Raw genomic sequence first — 15,548 nt, 5'->3', positions numbered from 1 at the left:
CCTTTAAACCCACCGCTGAATGGATTCTGCGGTGTCAGCTGGCTTTGTGTTGAAACAGATCTTAGCTTGAGGAGCTTCCGCATGGACGACATTAATTAATTTTTCAAATAGAAGAAAAAATTTTGGATTTGTTCTGACTCCAGCACCAATAAGCACGCAGTCATATTTTTTTGCGTTTAAAATATTTGAAACAGTTTTCTCTGCAGTTTCGCCGAGATCCACAAGGCATAGGTCCGAATCATAACCCAGTTTTTTTAAGCGGTCTTGATCGGCATTAAGACCCATCATTACCTTTTCGGCATTGAGTTGCATAGGAGCTAACTCTGGAGAAGAAAAATCGAGTAGGTTAGGATCAAAGCCGATCGCAAGTACTTTTTTAGCTGCCATGGGTGCCTCCGAAAATTAATCGTGGCACAAATGGCTGCTGTTGAAAACAACGATGTTTCTCCTGTTGTGGGAGAAACATCGTGGCATTTTTCAAAGATAAGGATTACTGCGCGTTAAGTTTCTGTGCGACTTTTGGATAGAGGGCGAAAGAAGCTCCAAAGACGATATGAGCCGCCCAATCCCAAAGCATTGGAACTTCGCGATTCCAAATATCAACACCATGCAGAGCGTTCATAAGAGTCGGAATCAGCACATACGGCCCGACCATTGAAATCACGCCAACGGCGAGTCCAAGTAAGAGCGCTGAGGATGTTGTTTGCGGTGAGAATTTCTTAGCAAGAATGCCATAGATCACGCCCCAAAGCAGAGACGGGCCCGCTTGATGCAACACAAGTCCGGCAAGCAGAGCTCCAAGGTGAAAATCCGGCAGCGCGGTTTCGCCAAATAACATAGAGCCAATGACCTGCACAGGGTATAGGGGGCTCTTTCCTAAGAAGAGTGCAAATACTAACATGACAACCACAGCCATAATAAGGCCGGCGATTTGCCCGGTGATAATGCCCGATAAGAGCGGGCGTGAGTCAGTATCAATCTGATTCTTTGGTAGCGTTGCTGATTTGATTGTGGTTTCCATAAGTCCTCCTGGTTTGGAAATTTCATTCTTTTGCTTATTTTCGCGTTCTCTATTAAAATGGTAAAGACTGTTTAAATTGTTTAAATAGGCGGGAGGCTCTTATGATCGGGCTGCATGAAAATCAAAAAAAGATTCTAGAGTACCTTCTCGACCATCATGATGGCGCCACATTGGATGAGTTGGCGGAATATCTTCAGATTACGAAAACAGCGGCGAAAGAACATTTGATCAAAATTGATGGCCTTGGTCTTCTGACTTATCAGGACCAAAAGGGGAGTGTGGGGCGACCTCGTCGCTATTACATGCTGTCAGAAAAAGGCAACGAAACCTTCCCGCGACAATACTCGTGGCTTTCGAATATCATCCTTGAACTGTTGTCAGAAGAAATGGGCTCGCAGAAGACGACGAAAATGATGGAGCGTCTTGCAGATAAAGTATCGGAAAGCATGAAGTCGCGTTTCGAAAACGCAGAGACTTCAGCCGAGATGATGGGTGAAATCGCAAAGGCACTTAACGAGCTGGGGTATCGTGCGACACTCAAGCAAAGCGACCTCAGAAAAGGTGCGATTATTGAAGCAACCAATTGTGTTTATCACTCTGTCGCCAAAGCCCATCCGGAACTTTGTCGCTTTGATATTCGATTTATCGAAAAAGCTTCCGGCGGTATGAATGTAAAGCTCGAAAGCTGTATTGCTCGCGGCGGATCGACTTGCAGATTTTGTATTAAACGGAAGACCTAAGGTCTAACTGATTTCGTAGATACCTCGGGCTCCAACTAAAAAACTATAAATTGGCGCTCTGTGACTGAATTTAAAAGTGGACGGGAATTTTAGGAGACCTCAATATTGATGAAGCGAGGTTAACCCAACTATGTCTGAAAAAGAAAACTGCAGTATCGAATTGATGACACCGGAGATGGCGGAGGAAGTGTTGGATATTCTTGCGCGCGCCTATGCGACCAATCCGATAAATCGGGCCGCGCTCGAAAGTTCTAGCATTGAACGAAATCGTGCGTTTTTCAGGATTGGACTTCAAACGATGAATGGGAGCCGATATGTCGCAAAGATTGGTGGCGAGATCGTCGGTATGGCCCACTGGGTGGACTCTGAAAAATGCCAACCGCCGGCATTGGACAAGTTGAAGTTGGCGCCTGCAATGATTCGAGACCTAGGATTGAAATCCTCACTTAGAATCATGAAGTGGCTTTCCGCTTGGTCTGCGCACGATCCTAAGCTGAAGCATAGCCACTTTGGTCCGATCGGTGTTGATCCGAAAGTCCAAGGTAAAGGAGTAGGGAGTGCCTTGCTTCGCGCGCATTGCGAGGATCTAGATCGTCGCAAGCTGATGGGATATTTAGAAACTGATCGCCCGGAGAATGTTCCCATTTACGAGAAGTTCGGTTATCGCGTGATCAATCAAACCGAGGTTTTGGGGCTTATGAATTATTTCATGGAACGTAAGCCGTCGTCGCAAGCTTGAGTCATCCTGTCGGTTTTGTATTAAACGGAAGACTTAAGGTCTAACTCGATTTCGTAGATGCCTCGAGCTGCAAGAACTTGTGCTGAGCTATGCAGTGGTCGAACATCTGTGAGTTCCCAAGAAAAATATCCTGGTTCCCACCTTGAAGCGCAGGCTGCAGGGATGTCCGACTCTTCATACACTCTGACTTTTTTAATTTTCACGAGCGCTACAGGGATCCCTTCAGGATCGATGTCTCCCTCGTTGCGGAGGAACTTCTTATTTTCAACGATTAAGAGGTCACCAATGAAGTCTGCAGGTGGTTGCCATGAACGCACTTCGATTGTTTTTTCTCCTCTAGCGATCTTGGTGCCGCTTGGATGGACTATAGAGAGTGTTTTGTATTTCATAGGCGGACCTTAGTTCGATTAGATATTGGGGCTTATCTTGGATATTATGAGAAATAAAGAGGAAATTTCTGTACGGTAGCCACTCGTAGTGGATGCTCAGGTTGTTGTGCCTGTCGGTCCTCTGATAGTTGCCTTCGGCCATTTTTGCAGCAGTATTGAAGTCTCCCTTGTTTGCTAAAGCTCAATAATTAAGCAAGCTTAGCTAACTTATTAGGCATTTCTATCTCTGACGACTCCGTTCTGGAAAATTTCCTGAATATTTTTATTTTTCTTCAATAATTCGGGTTGACATAAAGAGCAGTTTCTAAGAGATTAGCAAACCTGTTACCCACGTGGTTCGCTAGCTCAGCTGGTAGAGCACTTCACTTTTAATGAAGGGGTCGATGGTTCGAATCCATCGCGAGCCACCATTTTTTTGTTTTCTGTTAGTTCCAGGTACGTTCCCATCGTCTAGGGGCCTAGGACACCTCCCTTTCACGGAGGATACAGGGGTTCAAATCCCCTTGGGAACGCCAAATTTCTCACTATCTTTGCTTCATTTGCATTACGCCTGATTCGAAATTTACTTATTCACTTCGACTTCGTCGAAGTAGTTTCTAAAGGTCTTTGAGCTTAAGAAGGCATTTTGATTCTGCCCAATCTCTTTGCTAAGTTAGTCCCATCATTTGAAAGGACTCCACTATGGATGCTCACTACCACAAAGTTATGAATGCCCGCGACCAAATCAAAGACACCGGTAACAAGCTGTACTTCGCTTACTCTGGGGTTTTAGATCGCAATGCGTTTGAGCAATGGAAAGAAGAGCACAGCTATCACTTCTTTGAACTTCCCGAAGGCCAAGTAGCCGTCGCGAAAGACTATGATCTGATTTTTGACTTCCCATCACGCTGGTGGGGCGGGCGCGTGGCCGGCCTTTGCCAGAAAAAAGGCTCTGCCGTGTATGGACGTCTTTTTGAAATCCCTGCGGTTAATTGGCCCGTAGTGCAACATAAAGAGGGTGTCGTGACCGGGATGTCCGTTGAGCTTAAAATCAAAGTCGAAGCGGATGGTAAAGAATTTGAGGCAACGGCGTTTGTGACGTCTCCTCAGCGCGCAAGCACTGAAGGGCCTATCAGCGAAAGATACATCGAAGCCTTGATTGATGGAGCTCAGCAGGCAGGCTTGCCCACTGAGTACATTCAAAGCCTTCGTTCAAAAGCGAAATAGATTATTTTGTGAAAAGTGGTTTTACCCACAGAGTTTGATCACGACCAGGACCGATAGAGATCACGTCCACCGGAGTTCCCAACTGAGTCACGATGTAATCAATGAAATTCATCGTGGCACGTGGAAGATCTTTCAAAGTCGTAAGCTTTGAAATGTCCTCTTTCCAGCCTGGAAGGTACTCGATCACTGGTTCCACTTTTTCAAGCTCGTAAGAGTTTGGTGGAAGCTCGCTGATAGATTCGCCATTGATCTTATAACCTGTGCAAATCCCGATGCGCTCGTGTCCTGAAAGAACATCCAGCTTCATCAAAGCCAAGTTCGTGACACCATTCACGCGAATTGCGTACTTCAACGCCACAAGATCCAACCAGCCACAACGGCGTGAACGGCCGGTTGTTGAACCGAACTCGTTACCATCCATTTGGATTTTTTTGCCGATCTCATCATGAAGTTCTGTCGGGAAAGGACCCGAACCCACGCGAGTGGTGTAGGCCTTAAACACACCGATAACTTTTTGAATATGAGTTGGACCAATCCCAGCACCCACGCAGGCAGAACCCGCAAGAGTCGAAGAGCTTGTAACGTACGGATAAGTTCCGTGCATCAAATCAAGCATCGTTCCTTGAGCGCCTTCAAACAACACGCGTTTGCCACCTTTAAGTGCTTTTGCAATCACAGACGAAGTATCACGGCAGCGATAAGGCTCAAGTTCTTTGGCAACGGATTCAAGATCTTTCATCAAAGTATCGATTTTGAAAGGTTGGCCTTTGTAGTAATTTTCAATCAGATAGTTTTTTTCGCGAAGACCAAGTTCCAATTTCTTTTTCAAAGACTCGCGATCATAAAGATCACCAATCAGAATCGCACGGCGAGAAGCGCGGTCTTCATAGGCAGGACCGATTCCGCGGCCTGTAGTTCCGATTTTCTCGTCAGACAGTTCGTCCTCGCGAGCCGCATCCAAAGCCTTGTGATAAGGAAGGATCGCAGTAGCAGAATCAGAAATCATAAGTTGTTTTGGATTTTGCAGATGACCATTGTCTTTGAGCTTTTTGATCTCGTCGAGAATTCCAAAGACGTCGACAACCACTCCAGAAGTTACTACGCAAGTTGTGTCGGGATGAAGAATGCCTGAAGGCACTAAGTGCAAAACGGTCTTGATGCCATTAACGACCAGAGTATGACCGGCGTTAGCGCCACCTTGATAGCGAACAACAAAATCTGCATTAGCGGCAAAAACGTCGACGAGCTTGCCTTTACCTTCGTCGCCCCATTGAGCACCGACTACGACTGTCCCAGACACTTGATACCTCTTCAGTTGTGAGTGGATTCACAAAAAGATTCCACCATCCGTCGAGGACTGGCAAGAACTCAAGTGTCAGATTTAAATGGTGTTGCACCATACCAGGGAACTTGGGGCGGAAGTGTGTCTGAAGTGGACCCATCTAGGAAAAATCCGACTAATTTTTGAGCAGCAATGTTAGATGCCTTATAGAAAGCATCCTCAGTGGTGGCTCCAATGTGCGGCGTTAAAACAAGATTTTGATAAGTCAGAAGTTTTGACGTGCGTTGCAGAGGCTCTTTTTCAAAGACATCAAGTCCCACCGAACGAATCCAACCTTGCTCAATGGCCTCGCACAAATCTAGCTCGTGGATCACGGATCCTCGTGAGGTGTTGATCAAAATAATCCCACGGTGAATGTACTCGAAGTGCGAGCGATTCAACATGTAATCTGTTTCCAATGTTTTCGGAACGTGAAAGCTTAGAATATCAGCGGTCTTTAAAACCTCTTCGTAACTCAAGCGAGTCACTTTGTGTTTTTCAAAGTGTTCGTCTTCTTGGTAGGGGTCAAAAGCGATCACATTCATGCCGAACGCTTGTACCAATTGTGCGACACGAGTTCCAATGCGACCAAGGCCAACGACGCCATAGGTGCGACCACTTAGTTCAATACCTACCAATTGTTCGCGGTTCCAGTCTCCGGCCTTCATCATGCGATGGGCTTGCGACAAATTATTGGCGCAAGAAAGCACCAAGCCCAGAGTCAACTGCGCAGCACTTTCGATATTGGCACTTGGAGTGTGCATGACTGTCACACCCCATTTTTGTGTGGCCTCAAGATCAATGTGATCAAAGCCGCTTGTGGCAGTGATAATCACCTGCAGGTTGCGAGCTTTTTTAAGAAGCTCTTCGTTGATTGGAGTACGGCTACGAATGATCAGTGCGTGGGCATTTACGACATGTTCTAAAGGCAAATGCATCGGAGAGTCCGAGCGAATCACTTCAAATTGTGATTGCTGATTCAAATACAAAAATACGTCTTGCGCGAAGCGATCCGTAATGAGAATTTTCTTTTTCATGAATGGCTTTCCAGCCACGCTTTGGCTTCAGCAACAACGCTTTGGATTTTTTCATTGCTGATTGAATTCACATCGAAATGCTGCAGAGTTTTTCCTAAGGCCTCAAACAGTCTTAGCATTTCGAAATCTTGGATATAACCCATATGACCAACGCGAATGATTTTACCCTTCGCCTGATCCTGTCCACCCATGATGGTGATATTGTGTTTTTCCTCGAGATGCAGACGGATTTTTTGTCCATCCATATTTGCTGGGACGGTGAGGGCAGTCACAGAATCGCTTGGTGATTTTGCATAAAGGCCAAAGCCTAATTTTTGCGCAAAAATACGAGTCACTTCAGCGCGGCGATGGTTTGCAGCAAAAAGTTTTTCTAAGCCTTGTTTTTCAACCAAACTCAAGACCACATCAAGAGCGCGCACTAGCGCCACTGAAGAACTAAAGAAAGTTTCTCCGGCTGCATTGGCTTTTTTCTCACGACGAATATCAAAATAGAAACGTGGGCAAGTGGCTTTGTCGAAAAATCCTTCTGCTTTTTTAGAGAAGGCCACAAAGCTTAAACCCGTTGGCAACATCAACGCTTTTTGCGAGCCCGCGACGATGCCATCAATTTTCCATTCATCCATTGGCAGAGGAAATGCGCCCAGTGCAGTGATCGCGTCTACCAAAAATAAAGTGTTCGGCATTGATGCCGTCAATGCTCCGAGTTCGCGAATAGGATTTGTGACAGCCGTGCTTGTTTCACAAGCTTGGCAGAGAACTGCACGTGTGTCGGGGTGCTGTTGCAAAAGAGTTTGAATGTCAGAAGCTTTCGCAGCTTCTCCCCAATTTACGTTGTGAATAATCACTTTGGCGCCGAAGACTTCAGCCATCTGCGCCCAACGTTCGCCAAATTTGCCCGAAACAATAGCAATCACTTTATCGCCAGGACTTAAAACGTTGACGAGCAAAGACTCCATTCCGCCACTGCCTGTGGAAGAATGCATGTAGACGTTTTGTTGAGTTTGGAAGATCCTTTTCAAACCCTGTAAAACACGGGCAAGGATTTTATCAAACTCAGGTGTGCGGTGATGGATCATCGGCAGCGCCAAAGTTTTACGGACTTCTGGGTGCAAACTGACCGGCCCCGGTGCTAACAGGCTATAGTCTTCAGAATTGATATGTTGTGGCTGGTCAAGAGAGGTCATTTTCTAGCTCTTTCGGTCATTTCTTCCTTGAAAGTTCGACTCTGCTATACTCAACTAATCCCGTGAATACTTCAAGATTTTTTGTGTTTCTACTGGTTGCTCTATTGAGTGGTTGTGCTTATCGCGTTGGCATGTCAAGCCGCAGCCTGCCTGGTGGTTATAAGTATCTATCAATTCCAGTTTTTAAAAACAAAACACAAGAGGTCGGAGTTGAAGTAGGTTTCACGAATTCATTGATTCAAGAATTCGAGCGTTCCCAAGTCGGAAAAGTTACTTCAGAAAATTTATCAGACGTGAAGATTGTTGGCGTGATTGAATCGGTTCAATATCTTCCCGGTGGTAAAGCGGTTTCAGGGGATACAAACGCTCCATATCTTCCGACAGGAACTGTGCTCGCGACGGACTATCGAGTGCTTGTAACGGCCTCGGTTCAAATTGTTCGTCAAGCAGATAATACTCAAATTTGGGCAGGTACTTTCTCGGGCGAGCGCACGTACGTTTCTCCTCGTGTCTCGATAGCCGGTGTCAATTCCGTGAATCCACTTTACAATCTTTCTGCGCGCAGGCAAAACATTGAGTCTGTTGCGAACGACATGATGGCCGAAGCGCATGATCGTATTACTGAGAATTTCTAAATAAAGTTAATTGGGGACTCTAACGAGTGGCTTTGATCGATGCTCAAAAGTTTTATCGCGATTTGGAAAAAGGCGAGCTTGCTCCGCTATATTTCCTTTTTGGCGAAGAGCCTTATTTGCTCAATCAAAGTGTGGACCGCTTTAAGTACGCCGTGCTTACAGAGGGCGCCGTCGATTTTAACTACTCTCTTTTCTATGCTTCAGATGCCGATATCTCTACAGTTCGTGATGCCGTAGAAACCTTGCCGATGATGGCGCCAAAACGCCTTGTGATTTTGAAAGAAGCTCAAGAGCTCAATGATCGTGAGTGGGCAGAACTTGAGACTTTGATCACGACTCCTGTCGATAGCACGGTGTTTGTTATTTTGGCTTCACGAGTTGATAAAAGAAAAAAACAAATTCGTTTGCTTTTAGAGACTGCGGATTGTGTTGAATTCAAAAAACCTTACGAAAACCAAATTCCAGGCTGGGTGAAATACATCGCAGGCACCTTGGGTTTGGATATCGCAGAAGATGCGATTTTGCTTTTGGCAAAATTGGTCGGCAGTCATTTGACCGAGATCGAAGCAGAGCTTAGAAAGCTTGCAGATTTTGTCGGTACTCGCAAACGCATTGAAGTCGCTGATGTGGCTCAAGTCGTATCTCGTTCTAAAGAAGAAAACGTTTTCGATTTTACTCGCGCCATCGGCGAGAGCGATCGCGTTCGCGCTTTAGAACATTTGGTTCATCTTTTGGATCAAGGGCAAAGCGAGATCGGGATCGTATCGTTGCTCGCTCGTCACATTCGTTTGCTTCTGACTGTGAAACGTGGACTCGAGCAGGGGTTAACGGGAGCAAAGCTTGCGCACTCAGCGCAAGTGCCACCGTACTTCCTGGATAACTATGTGATGCAAAGTCGTTTGTGGCATGTGAAGAAGCTAGAGCAAACTCTGGTGGTTCTGGCTGAAACCGATAAGGCTTTGAAATCTTCTCCGTTGTCCTCTCATATTTGGCTTGAGAACTTGGTTCTTAAGACCTGCAGTAATTCTGCACATGCTGCTATCTAGGGCATTGCTAAGCCTATAGGGCTTTATAAAGCCGTTTAATTGAATACGAAGCATTGCCAAGTCGGCTATTAATGGGCCTAGGTCGGGTTAATTTAGGTGTCAAAAAACCGATACGTCTAGTATGAGTCCGCACGAAGAAAAGAACTATTTCCGCAGAAAATATCCGCGCCGAACCCTTCGCAAAAAGGTGGGTGTCCTGTTTGATGGACAATACTTTATTTGTGACTCGGGTGAAATTGGCGAGGGCGGAATGTCTATCATCAGCGAATACGCTCTGACAGAAGGCCGCGAGCTTGTGCTCAGCTTTCAAATCCCTGACGGAACATTTGTGATTTTACGGGGAATGATTAAGTCTGTCGCCACAGCGGGCGACAAGGCGATTCATGGAATTGCATTTGACCAAATTCCATTGGCCTTTAAACGACAAATCCGAGCCTTTGTATCGGCTCGGACTACCGCAACTAGAATCAATTAAAAAATCGAATCAGTTCGTTTGAGTTATTTAAGCTTCGGCCTGTGGGCCTATGGCTTACTTACCCAAAAGAGCTTGAACGCGTGCAGAAAGACGGCCGATTTTGCGAGAAGCTGTGTTCTTGCCGAATACGCCTTTTTGAGCTGCGCGAGTCAATTTGCTAGTCAAAGCGCTCAGCAATGCTGGAAGCTCTTTAACGTTTTTAGCTTCTAGAGCTTTGATAAGTTTCTTTTCTTCAGTACGTACAGCACCTTTACGTTTGCTGTTAACGGCAGTTCTACGAGTAGCTTGACGAGCTCTTTTTGCTGCAGACTTATGATTTGCCAAGGGATAACCTCCACACTAAGCTTTTTTAAACGAACACAGGTGATAACACATGGCCCCCGCCGTTTCAAGTAAAGAAGTACCTAAAAAAGTAGTTCGTCATGCTTTAAGCATGGCCTTCGGCACTTTTGCCAGCCGAATCTTGGGTCTTTTGCGGGATATGGCTTTAGCCGCCCTGTTTAGCCGAACCATTACGGACGCGTGGACCGCGGCCTTTCGACTTCCCAATCTTTTCAGGAGGTTACTCGGCGAGGGCTCTCTTTCCGTCAGCTTTATTCCAGTCTTTGTTGAAGCCCGGATGGACTCGAAAGAGCGGGCTCAGCAGTTGGCCAATGGCTTTTATACGCTTTTGCTGGTTTTTTTAGCTGTTTTAACGGCTTTGGGGATCCTTTTTGCCGAGCCGGTGATGAGGCTTCTTTTAGATGCCGATTACAGCCCTGACAAGCTCGAGATCACGGTCCGCATGGCTCGGATCATGTTTGGCTTCGTCTTCTTTATAACGACTTATGCCTACTTTATGGGGATTTTAAATACGCTCGGGCGATTCGCGCTGCCAGCGCTAGCTCCGACGCTTTTTAACGTCGCCATGATTGTGTCGACCTTGATGCCGGGTTCTTGGTTCCCGTTTGAAGGGGACGGCCTTGCGTGGGGTGTATTAATTGGCGGCGCCTTGCAGATGGGGATTCTGGTTCCGGCGCTTGTGAAGCTTGGGGCTATGCCGAAGCTTCGCTTGCAAGGACTGAATCAGGATATGCGCCGGGTGCTTCGTAATATGGGGCCCGGGCTTTTGGGGATGGGGCTTTTGCAGTTCACGACGATCGTGAATTTGAAATACGCAAGCGGCCTTGGCGAGGGTGCTATCTCGTACATTTACTGGGCGGATCGTTTGCTGGAATTGCCGCTGTCGCTGGTGTCAGTCAGTCTTGGGACGGCGTTGTTGCCTGCGCTATCTGCGCTTTGGACTCAGGGGCAGAAACAGCAGATGTCCGAGACCGCGAACTATTATCTGCGTTTGAATCTATTTATGGCGATGCCTGCGGCCTTGGGATTGTATTACTTAGCACTTCCGATCGTTGAAGTTCTTTTTATGCGCGGGCAATTTACTGGAGCAGATGCCGAAGCCACAGCTATGGTGCTAAGAGTTTACTCGATGCTGCTGATTTCAACGAGCTGTGTGCGAGTGCTGGTGCCTGCTTACTATGCGACCAAGAATACTTGGTTCCCGGCAGTGGTTTCTGCGATTTCGTTGGTGGCGCATATTACGCTAGCGCCACTTCTGATGCGGGAGTGGGGGCTTGAGGGTTTGGTGACTTCGGCATTGATCAGCGCGACTTTGAATATTCTTTTGCTGCTGGGATTTTACCCAAAACACATTGGTGATTTTGATTACTTTAAGCTTGCTTTGCATGTGGTGAAGTTTGCGTTTGCCGGAGTCGGAATGGTGATTATCTTGCAAGTCTATTGGTTGATGACCGGGTGGTTGGGCGAAGAGTTCTTTGCAAAAGTCGTCTCTTTGGCGTTCACGATCCTGCTTGGAGCGGCCTCTTACTTTGGGCTGAGTTACGTAATGAATACAGAAGAGTTGAAGGCGCTGAACCTCAAACAAAAATAGAGACACGTGTTTTGACCAAAGTCTTGGTGAGCGAGATTCGGGGAAATGGACTCGTTTTTTTTATGGAAAACGATAACATTTAACAATGCTGGTGCGACTCCTTCTGTCTGTTATTTCTCTGACTCTAATTCTATCCTCCGAAGCTATGGCCGGTGGTTGCTATAACGGTATCACGAATTGTGATTGGGCAAGCGCCGGAGGGCGGGGGCCTGCTGCCGAGAGTTCGTCAACAGGTGGCAAGGTTAAAATCAATCCGGCCGCAGTTCCTACAGAAAAAGGGTTTGGTCTCGAGACAATCACTTACGACGTTTACACGGATGTCGGCTTAGTTCGTGGTAACGGAAGAATTGGTGCCGCGATTTCTCCGTCGAATAGTGAAGAGACTTTCTTCGGTCCGCCTGGGTTTGCGGATCCATTTGAACTGGCCCTTCGCAAATACGAAAGAAAAAAATATCCCAGCCAAAAAGTAACCTTAGCGACGGCTTTTGATATTGCTCAAAAGAAAGGTTCTGGGCTTAAAAGTTATTCATTAAAATTCGGGGCTATGGGCCGCTACAATAAGCTGACGAAGGCGGCTTTGCCAGGAGCGGGGTTGACGGGGACCTTGGGGCCAATCAGTTTTGGTGGTTCTGTTTACGAAGATCAAACAAAAGCGGATCCTGATGATGTCAATATGGACGGTTTGAGTCCGGTCCATAGTTATCAAGTTAGAACTTATAGTGTTGGGTTGTTCTTAAGCTCGCTTGTTGTGGACTATTCTCACATGTCTCTGGATACCGATGATACCTACACAGTTCAGCTTTTGACTGCGAGTCTTTACTGGAAAAAACTCATCCTTACTGCGGCAAAAAGAATCGAAAACAGCCCGAATCCAGCTTATAACTTCGAGACTCAGATGCTTGAATATACGCAAATCAAAGAAGAGGTTTTTGGTGGTCTCCAATATAGTGTGACCAAGAATCTGATGCTTGGGGCTCTCTACAATTATTACCTTCTACGTGAGTACTCGATCTCCGCGACCTTGTTCTTTTAGGCTTCTTAGGCCTTCAAAATAGGTATCAAAATTTGATATAAAAACCACAAAATGAGCTAAAAATGGCCAATTGGGATCAATTTATGATACCTTCAGTTTCAGCCTTGTTTAGGGGCTGCATTTCCGGCATCTTGGGTTTCAAGAGAGTTGGCCACTCTCGAAAGAGACAGAGCGGCGGACCAGCGGTCCAAAGCTGAAGTAACTAAAAGGAAATGCAAAATGAAATACCTAAAAATCATAGTTAAAAAATTGTTCGTAATGAATGCAAGTAACTTCGAGGCCTACGTTTTAGAAAAAGAATTCTCGGTACCAACAATCCGCAGAAGCTACAGAGGATAAGACGATGCAAGAATTTAAATCGCAAAAAATCAAAGCCGTGATCAAAGATCTTTTGAAAAAGAAAGACATCACTTACGAGGACTTGGCGGAGCAGATGGAGTGCTCGGTGCCAACTATTAAACGAATCTTGGGGCCTGAAGAGTTAACACTGAATCGCCTGTTGCAGTTGTGTGAGATCGTGAATATTGATTTGGCGGAGCTTGAGGCGCTTAGTGGTGAGGAAGAAGCTCGCGACGAAAAGTTCACGGAGCAGCAAGAGGCTTTTCTGGCAAAGAATCAGAGCTATTTTGCTTACCTCATGAAGCTTTTTGGCGGAGAAACTCCAAAGCAGATTGCTGAAAAGTACGGTCTTACACAAAGATCAACGGACAAATACTTGATCGGTTTAGAAAAGCAGGGGCTTATCCGAGTTACGGGAAAACAAAAGGTGAAGCCAGCGTTCAGCGGTATGCCGTCTTTGGGGAATGGTGTGCTGGCAAAAGTGCATTACGAAAGTTTCATTAAAAATGCAGGGCAGTTTTTTGTAGATGTTGTGACTGAGGGATTTCGAACTGGGTTTAAAGACAAAGAGGGCGAAAAGACGAGGTCGGTATTTAGGGTGCACGCTTCAAAAATCAGCCGCGCTTCTTTCGAGGCCTGGGCCGAAGAGCAAGAAAAAGCCATGCGACAGTTGGAAAAGCTCGCCAGCTTTGAAGAAAAAACCAAAGACCCGTCTGAACTTATGACCACCGTGATTATTCAGGCAAATACACTCGTAAAAAATGACTACAAAGGACTCGAATTGCTCGAGAGTACCATGGGAACAGTAACGAATCTCTAAGCGGTCGTGTCATTAAAAGTCGCTTTAGTTAGAAACGTCATGTCACGGATTCGTGACGAGTTAGTATAAATGCTCTTTTTGATTGGCAAGCGACGCTTGTGTAAATAAACTTTTTGTTTTCGCTGAATGCGAAATAAGAGGAAATACATGAGCGTCAAAATTCCAAGCAATCCTGTTTCTGTTGAAAACTTCGTGAATGGAAAATTCCAAAAAGCGACCGGGCCCCAGATTAAAATCATGAGCCCATACAACGGCAAGGTGATCGGTGAAATGAATAGCACCACATCTGCTGAGGTCGATACCGCGGTTAAAGCGGCAAAAGCCGCGCAAGCCGAGTGGGCCCAAGTGCCGTTGAAAGAACGCACCAAGGTGATGTTTAACTTCCGTCAGATTTTGTTGCGCGAGATTGATGAAATCTCTCACTTGAAAAGCTCTGAGTCTGGAAAAAGTTTTGCTGAAGGCAAAGCGGGTCTCATGAAAGGGATCGAAGTTTTGGAGTTTGCGATTGCGCTTCAAAACATGGACATGGGCGGAAAAGTCGAAGTATCGCGTGGCGTTTCTTGTGAATACCGTCGCGAGGCTTTGGGTGTAGTTGCTAATATCACTCCTTTCAATTTCCCAGCGATGGTTCCTATGTGGACGATTCCGATAGCACTGACTTTGGGGAATGCTTATATCTGGAAGCCTTCTGAAAAAACACCTTTGACTTCGATGAAGATCGCAGCAGCTTTGAAAGAAGCAGGTCTTCCTGATGGCCTTTTCCAAGTTCTGCAAGGTGGACGTGAAACGGTCGAGGCGATCATTGACCACAAAGACGTGAAAGCTGTTGGCTTCGTGGGCTCAACCCCTGTTGCAAAAGCGGTTTATGAGCGCGGTACCGGAAAAGGGAAACGCGTTCTTGCTTTGGGTGGCGCTAAAAATCACATCGTTCTTTTGCCAGATGCAAACCCTGAGTTATCAGGTATGGGCATCAGTGATTCCTTCACTGGTTGCGCAGGCCAACGTTGTATGGCGGCAGCTGTATTGTTGGCAGTTGGTGACGTTGATAAACACATTCAGAAAATCGTCGAGCGTGCGGGGTCTTTGGTTTTGGGCCAAGACATGGGCGCGATCATCACAAAACCTCAGGTTGAATTCTTGAACAACGCGATCACTGCGGCTGAAAAAGCGGGTGCGAAGTTGTTGCTAGATGGTCGTAAGGCGAAAGCTCCAGCAGGTCTTGAAGGTGGCAACTGGATTGGGCCAACGATCATTGATAACGTAAAACCAGGCAGTGAAGCTGCGACTTTAGAGCTCTTCGGACCGGTTTTGAGTATTGTTCGTTGTAAAGATATTTCTCAGGCTATGGAAATTGAAAACAGTGTGGACTACGGCAATGCGTGCTCGGTCTTCACTTCAAGCGGTAACTTGGCAGAGAAAGTGATTCGTATGGCTTCCACAGGAATGGTCGGCGTGAATGTCGGCGTACCAGTTCCGCGTGAGCCATTCTCGTTCGGGGGCACGAATGCTTCCAAATTTGGTCACGGAGATATCACGGGCCATCACTCCTTAGACTTCTGGAGCAATGTTAAGAAAGTCACAGTTAAATGGGAAAAACAAGACGACGGCAATTGGATGTCGTAAAGAGGTT

At 46.3% G+C, this 15,548-nt stretch carries 17 protein-coding genes and 2 tRNA genes; 12 read left to right on the top strand and 7 right to left on the bottom strand.

The window, feature by feature from the left end:
- Positions 1-3: 3 nt before the first annotated feature.
- Positions 4-387, bottom strand: coding sequence for a hypothetical protein (locus ACLWBB_RS13495; protein WP_413288057.1), 384 nt, complete (start codon positions 385-387; stop codon positions 4-6).
- Between the two features lie 103 nt (positions 388-490).
- Positions 491-1,021 carry a hypothetical protein gene (locus ACLWBB_RS13490; protein WP_413288056.1) on the bottom strand — a complete coding sequence of 177 codons (531 nt, stop codon included), beginning with the start codon at positions 1,019-1,021 and terminating at the stop codon, positions 491-493.
- Between the two features lie 101 nt (positions 1,022-1,122).
- Between ACLWBB_RS13490 and ACLWBB_RS13485 the strand changes: the two genes are divergently transcribed.
- Both ACLWBB_RS13485 and ACLWBB_RS13480 read left to right on the top strand, forming a co-directional pair.
- Positions 1,123-1,761, top strand: a complete 639-nt coding sequence (locus ACLWBB_RS13485) for a helix-turn-helix transcriptional regulator (RefSeq protein ID WP_413288055.1) — start codon at positions 1,123-1,125, stop codon at positions 1,759-1,761.
- A gap of 130 nt (positions 1,762-1,891) precedes the next feature.
- Positions 1,892-2,500 (top strand): GNAT family N-acetyltransferase, encoded by a 609-nt coding sequence (locus ACLWBB_RS13480; RefSeq protein ID WP_413288054.1) that lies wholly within the window; start codon positions 1,892-1,894, stop codon positions 2,498-2,500.
- A 20-nt stretch (positions 2,501-2,520) separates the two neighbouring features.
- Here ACLWBB_RS13480 and ACLWBB_RS13475 read toward each other — a convergent pair whose 3' ends face one another.
- Positions 2,521-2,889: an ASCH domain-containing protein gene (locus ACLWBB_RS13475; RefSeq protein ID WP_413288053.1), complete on the bottom strand. Its 369-nt coding sequence runs from the start codon at positions 2,887-2,889 to the stop codon at positions 2,521-2,523.
- A 334-nt stretch (positions 2,890-3,223) separates the two neighbouring features.
- On the opposite strand from ACLWBB_RS13475, the gene ACLWBB_RS13470 reads away from it, so the two are divergent.
- The 3 genes from ACLWBB_RS13470 to ACLWBB_RS13460 all read left to right on the top strand — a co-directional run bounded on the left by ACLWBB_RS13470 (position 3,224) and on the right by ACLWBB_RS13460 (position 4,095).
- Positions 3,224-3,299, top strand: a tRNA-Lys gene (locus tag ACLWBB_RS13470).
- Positions 3,300-3,328: 29 nt separating this feature from the next.
- Positions 3,329-3,404, top strand: a tRNA-Glu gene (locus ACLWBB_RS13465).
- Positions 3,405-3,570: 166 nt separating this feature from the next.
- Positions 3,571-4,095, top strand: coding sequence for a gamma-glutamylcyclotransferase (locus ACLWBB_RS13460; RefSeq protein WP_413288052.1), 525 nt, complete (start codon positions 3,571-3,573; stop codon positions 4,093-4,095).
- Position 4,096: 1 nt separating this feature from the next.
- On the opposite strand, the gene ACLWBB_RS13455 is transcribed toward ACLWBB_RS13460, so the two are convergent.
- The 3 genes from ACLWBB_RS13455 to ACLWBB_RS13445 all read right to left on the bottom strand — a co-directional run bounded on the left by ACLWBB_RS13455 (position 4,097) and on the right by ACLWBB_RS13445 (position 7,637).
- Positions 4,097-5,395 carry an adenylosuccinate synthase gene (locus tag ACLWBB_RS13455; protein WP_413288051.1) on the bottom strand — a complete coding sequence of 433 codons (1,299 nt, stop codon included), beginning with the start codon at positions 5,393-5,395 and terminating at the stop codon, positions 4,097-4,099.
- A gap of 68 nt (positions 5,396-5,463) precedes the next feature.
- Positions 5,464-6,453: a D-2-hydroxyacid dehydrogenase gene (locus ACLWBB_RS13450; RefSeq protein ID WP_413288050.1), complete on the bottom strand. Its 990-nt coding sequence runs from the start codon at positions 6,451-6,453 to the stop codon at positions 5,464-5,466.
- Complete coding sequence (locus ACLWBB_RS13445) at positions 6,450-7,637, bottom strand: pyridoxal-phosphate-dependent aminotransferase family protein (protein ID WP_413288049.1); 1,188 nt, start codon at positions 7,635-7,637, stop codon at positions 6,450-6,452. The genes ACLWBB_RS13450 and ACLWBB_RS13445 overlap by 4 nt, the downstream gene beginning before the upstream one ends.
- An 83-nt stretch (positions 7,638-7,720) precedes the next feature.
- On the opposite strand from ACLWBB_RS13445, the gene lptE reads away from it, so the two are divergent.
- The 3 genes from lptE to ACLWBB_RS13430 all read left to right on the top strand — a co-directional run bounded on the left by lptE (position 7,721) and on the right by ACLWBB_RS13430 (position 9,793).
- On the top strand, positions 7,721-8,272 hold the full coding sequence (lptE, locus tag ACLWBB_RS13440; RefSeq protein ID WP_413288048.1) for an LPS assembly lipoprotein LptE: 552 nt from the start codon (positions 7,721-7,723) through the stop codon (positions 8,270-8,272).
- Positions 8,273-8,298: 26 nt separating this feature from the next.
- A complete protein-coding gene (holA, locus tag ACLWBB_RS13435; RefSeq protein ID WP_413288047.1) occupies positions 8,299-9,318 on the top strand; it encodes a DNA polymerase III subunit delta in 1,020 nt (339 codons plus the stop codon).
- A 121-nt stretch (positions 9,319-9,439) separates the two neighbouring features.
- Positions 9,440-9,793: a PilZ domain-containing protein gene (locus ACLWBB_RS13430; protein ID WP_413288046.1), complete on the top strand. Its 354-nt coding sequence runs from the start codon at positions 9,440-9,442 to the stop codon at positions 9,791-9,793.
- A 54-nt stretch (positions 9,794-9,847) separates the two neighbouring features.
- Here ACLWBB_RS13430 and rpsT read toward each other — a convergent pair whose 3' ends face one another.
- A complete protein-coding gene (gene rpsT / locus ACLWBB_RS13425) occupies positions 9,848-10,117 on the bottom strand; it encodes a 30S ribosomal protein S20 (protein WP_413288045.1) in 270 nt (89 codons plus the stop codon).
- 49 nt (positions 10,118-10,166) lie between these two features.
- Here rpsT and murJ point away from each other — a divergent pair, with 49 nt between their 5' ends.
- The 4 genes from murJ to ACLWBB_RS13405 all read left to right on the top strand — a co-directional run bounded on the left by murJ (position 10,167) and on the right by ACLWBB_RS13405 (position 15,541).
- Positions 10,167-11,726: a murein biosynthesis integral membrane protein MurJ gene (gene murJ, locus ACLWBB_RS13420; RefSeq protein WP_413288044.1), complete on the top strand. Its 1,560-nt coding sequence runs from the start codon at positions 10,167-10,169 to the stop codon at positions 11,724-11,726.
- Between the two features lie 85 nt (positions 11,727-11,811).
- Positions 11,812-12,759: a hypothetical protein gene (locus ACLWBB_RS13415; RefSeq protein ID WP_413288043.1), complete on the top strand. Its 948-nt coding sequence runs from the start codon at positions 11,812-11,814 to the stop codon at positions 12,757-12,759.
- A 343-nt stretch (positions 12,760-13,102) separates the two neighbouring features.
- Complete coding sequence (locus ACLWBB_RS13410) at positions 13,103-13,918, top strand: helix-turn-helix domain-containing protein (RefSeq protein ID WP_413288042.1); 816 nt, start codon at positions 13,103-13,105, stop codon at positions 13,916-13,918.
- A gap of 147 nt (positions 13,919-14,065) precedes the next feature.
- Positions 14,066-15,541 (top strand): aldehyde dehydrogenase family protein, encoded by a 1,476-nt coding sequence (locus ACLWBB_RS13405; protein WP_413288041.1) that lies wholly within the window; start codon positions 14,066-14,068, stop codon positions 15,539-15,541.
- Positions 15,542-15,548: the final 7 nt, after the last annotated feature.

The sequence above is a fragment of the Bdellovibrio sp. HCB337 genome (assembly GCF_047302465.1).
In the GTDB taxonomy this organism is placed as follows: domain Bacteria; phylum Bdellovibrionota; class Bdellovibrionia; order Bdellovibrionales; family Bdellovibrionaceae; genus JACMRP01.
The sequence above is the reverse complement of the archived record's forward strand: the minus strand, read 5'-3'. Positions and strand labels throughout refer to the sequence as shown.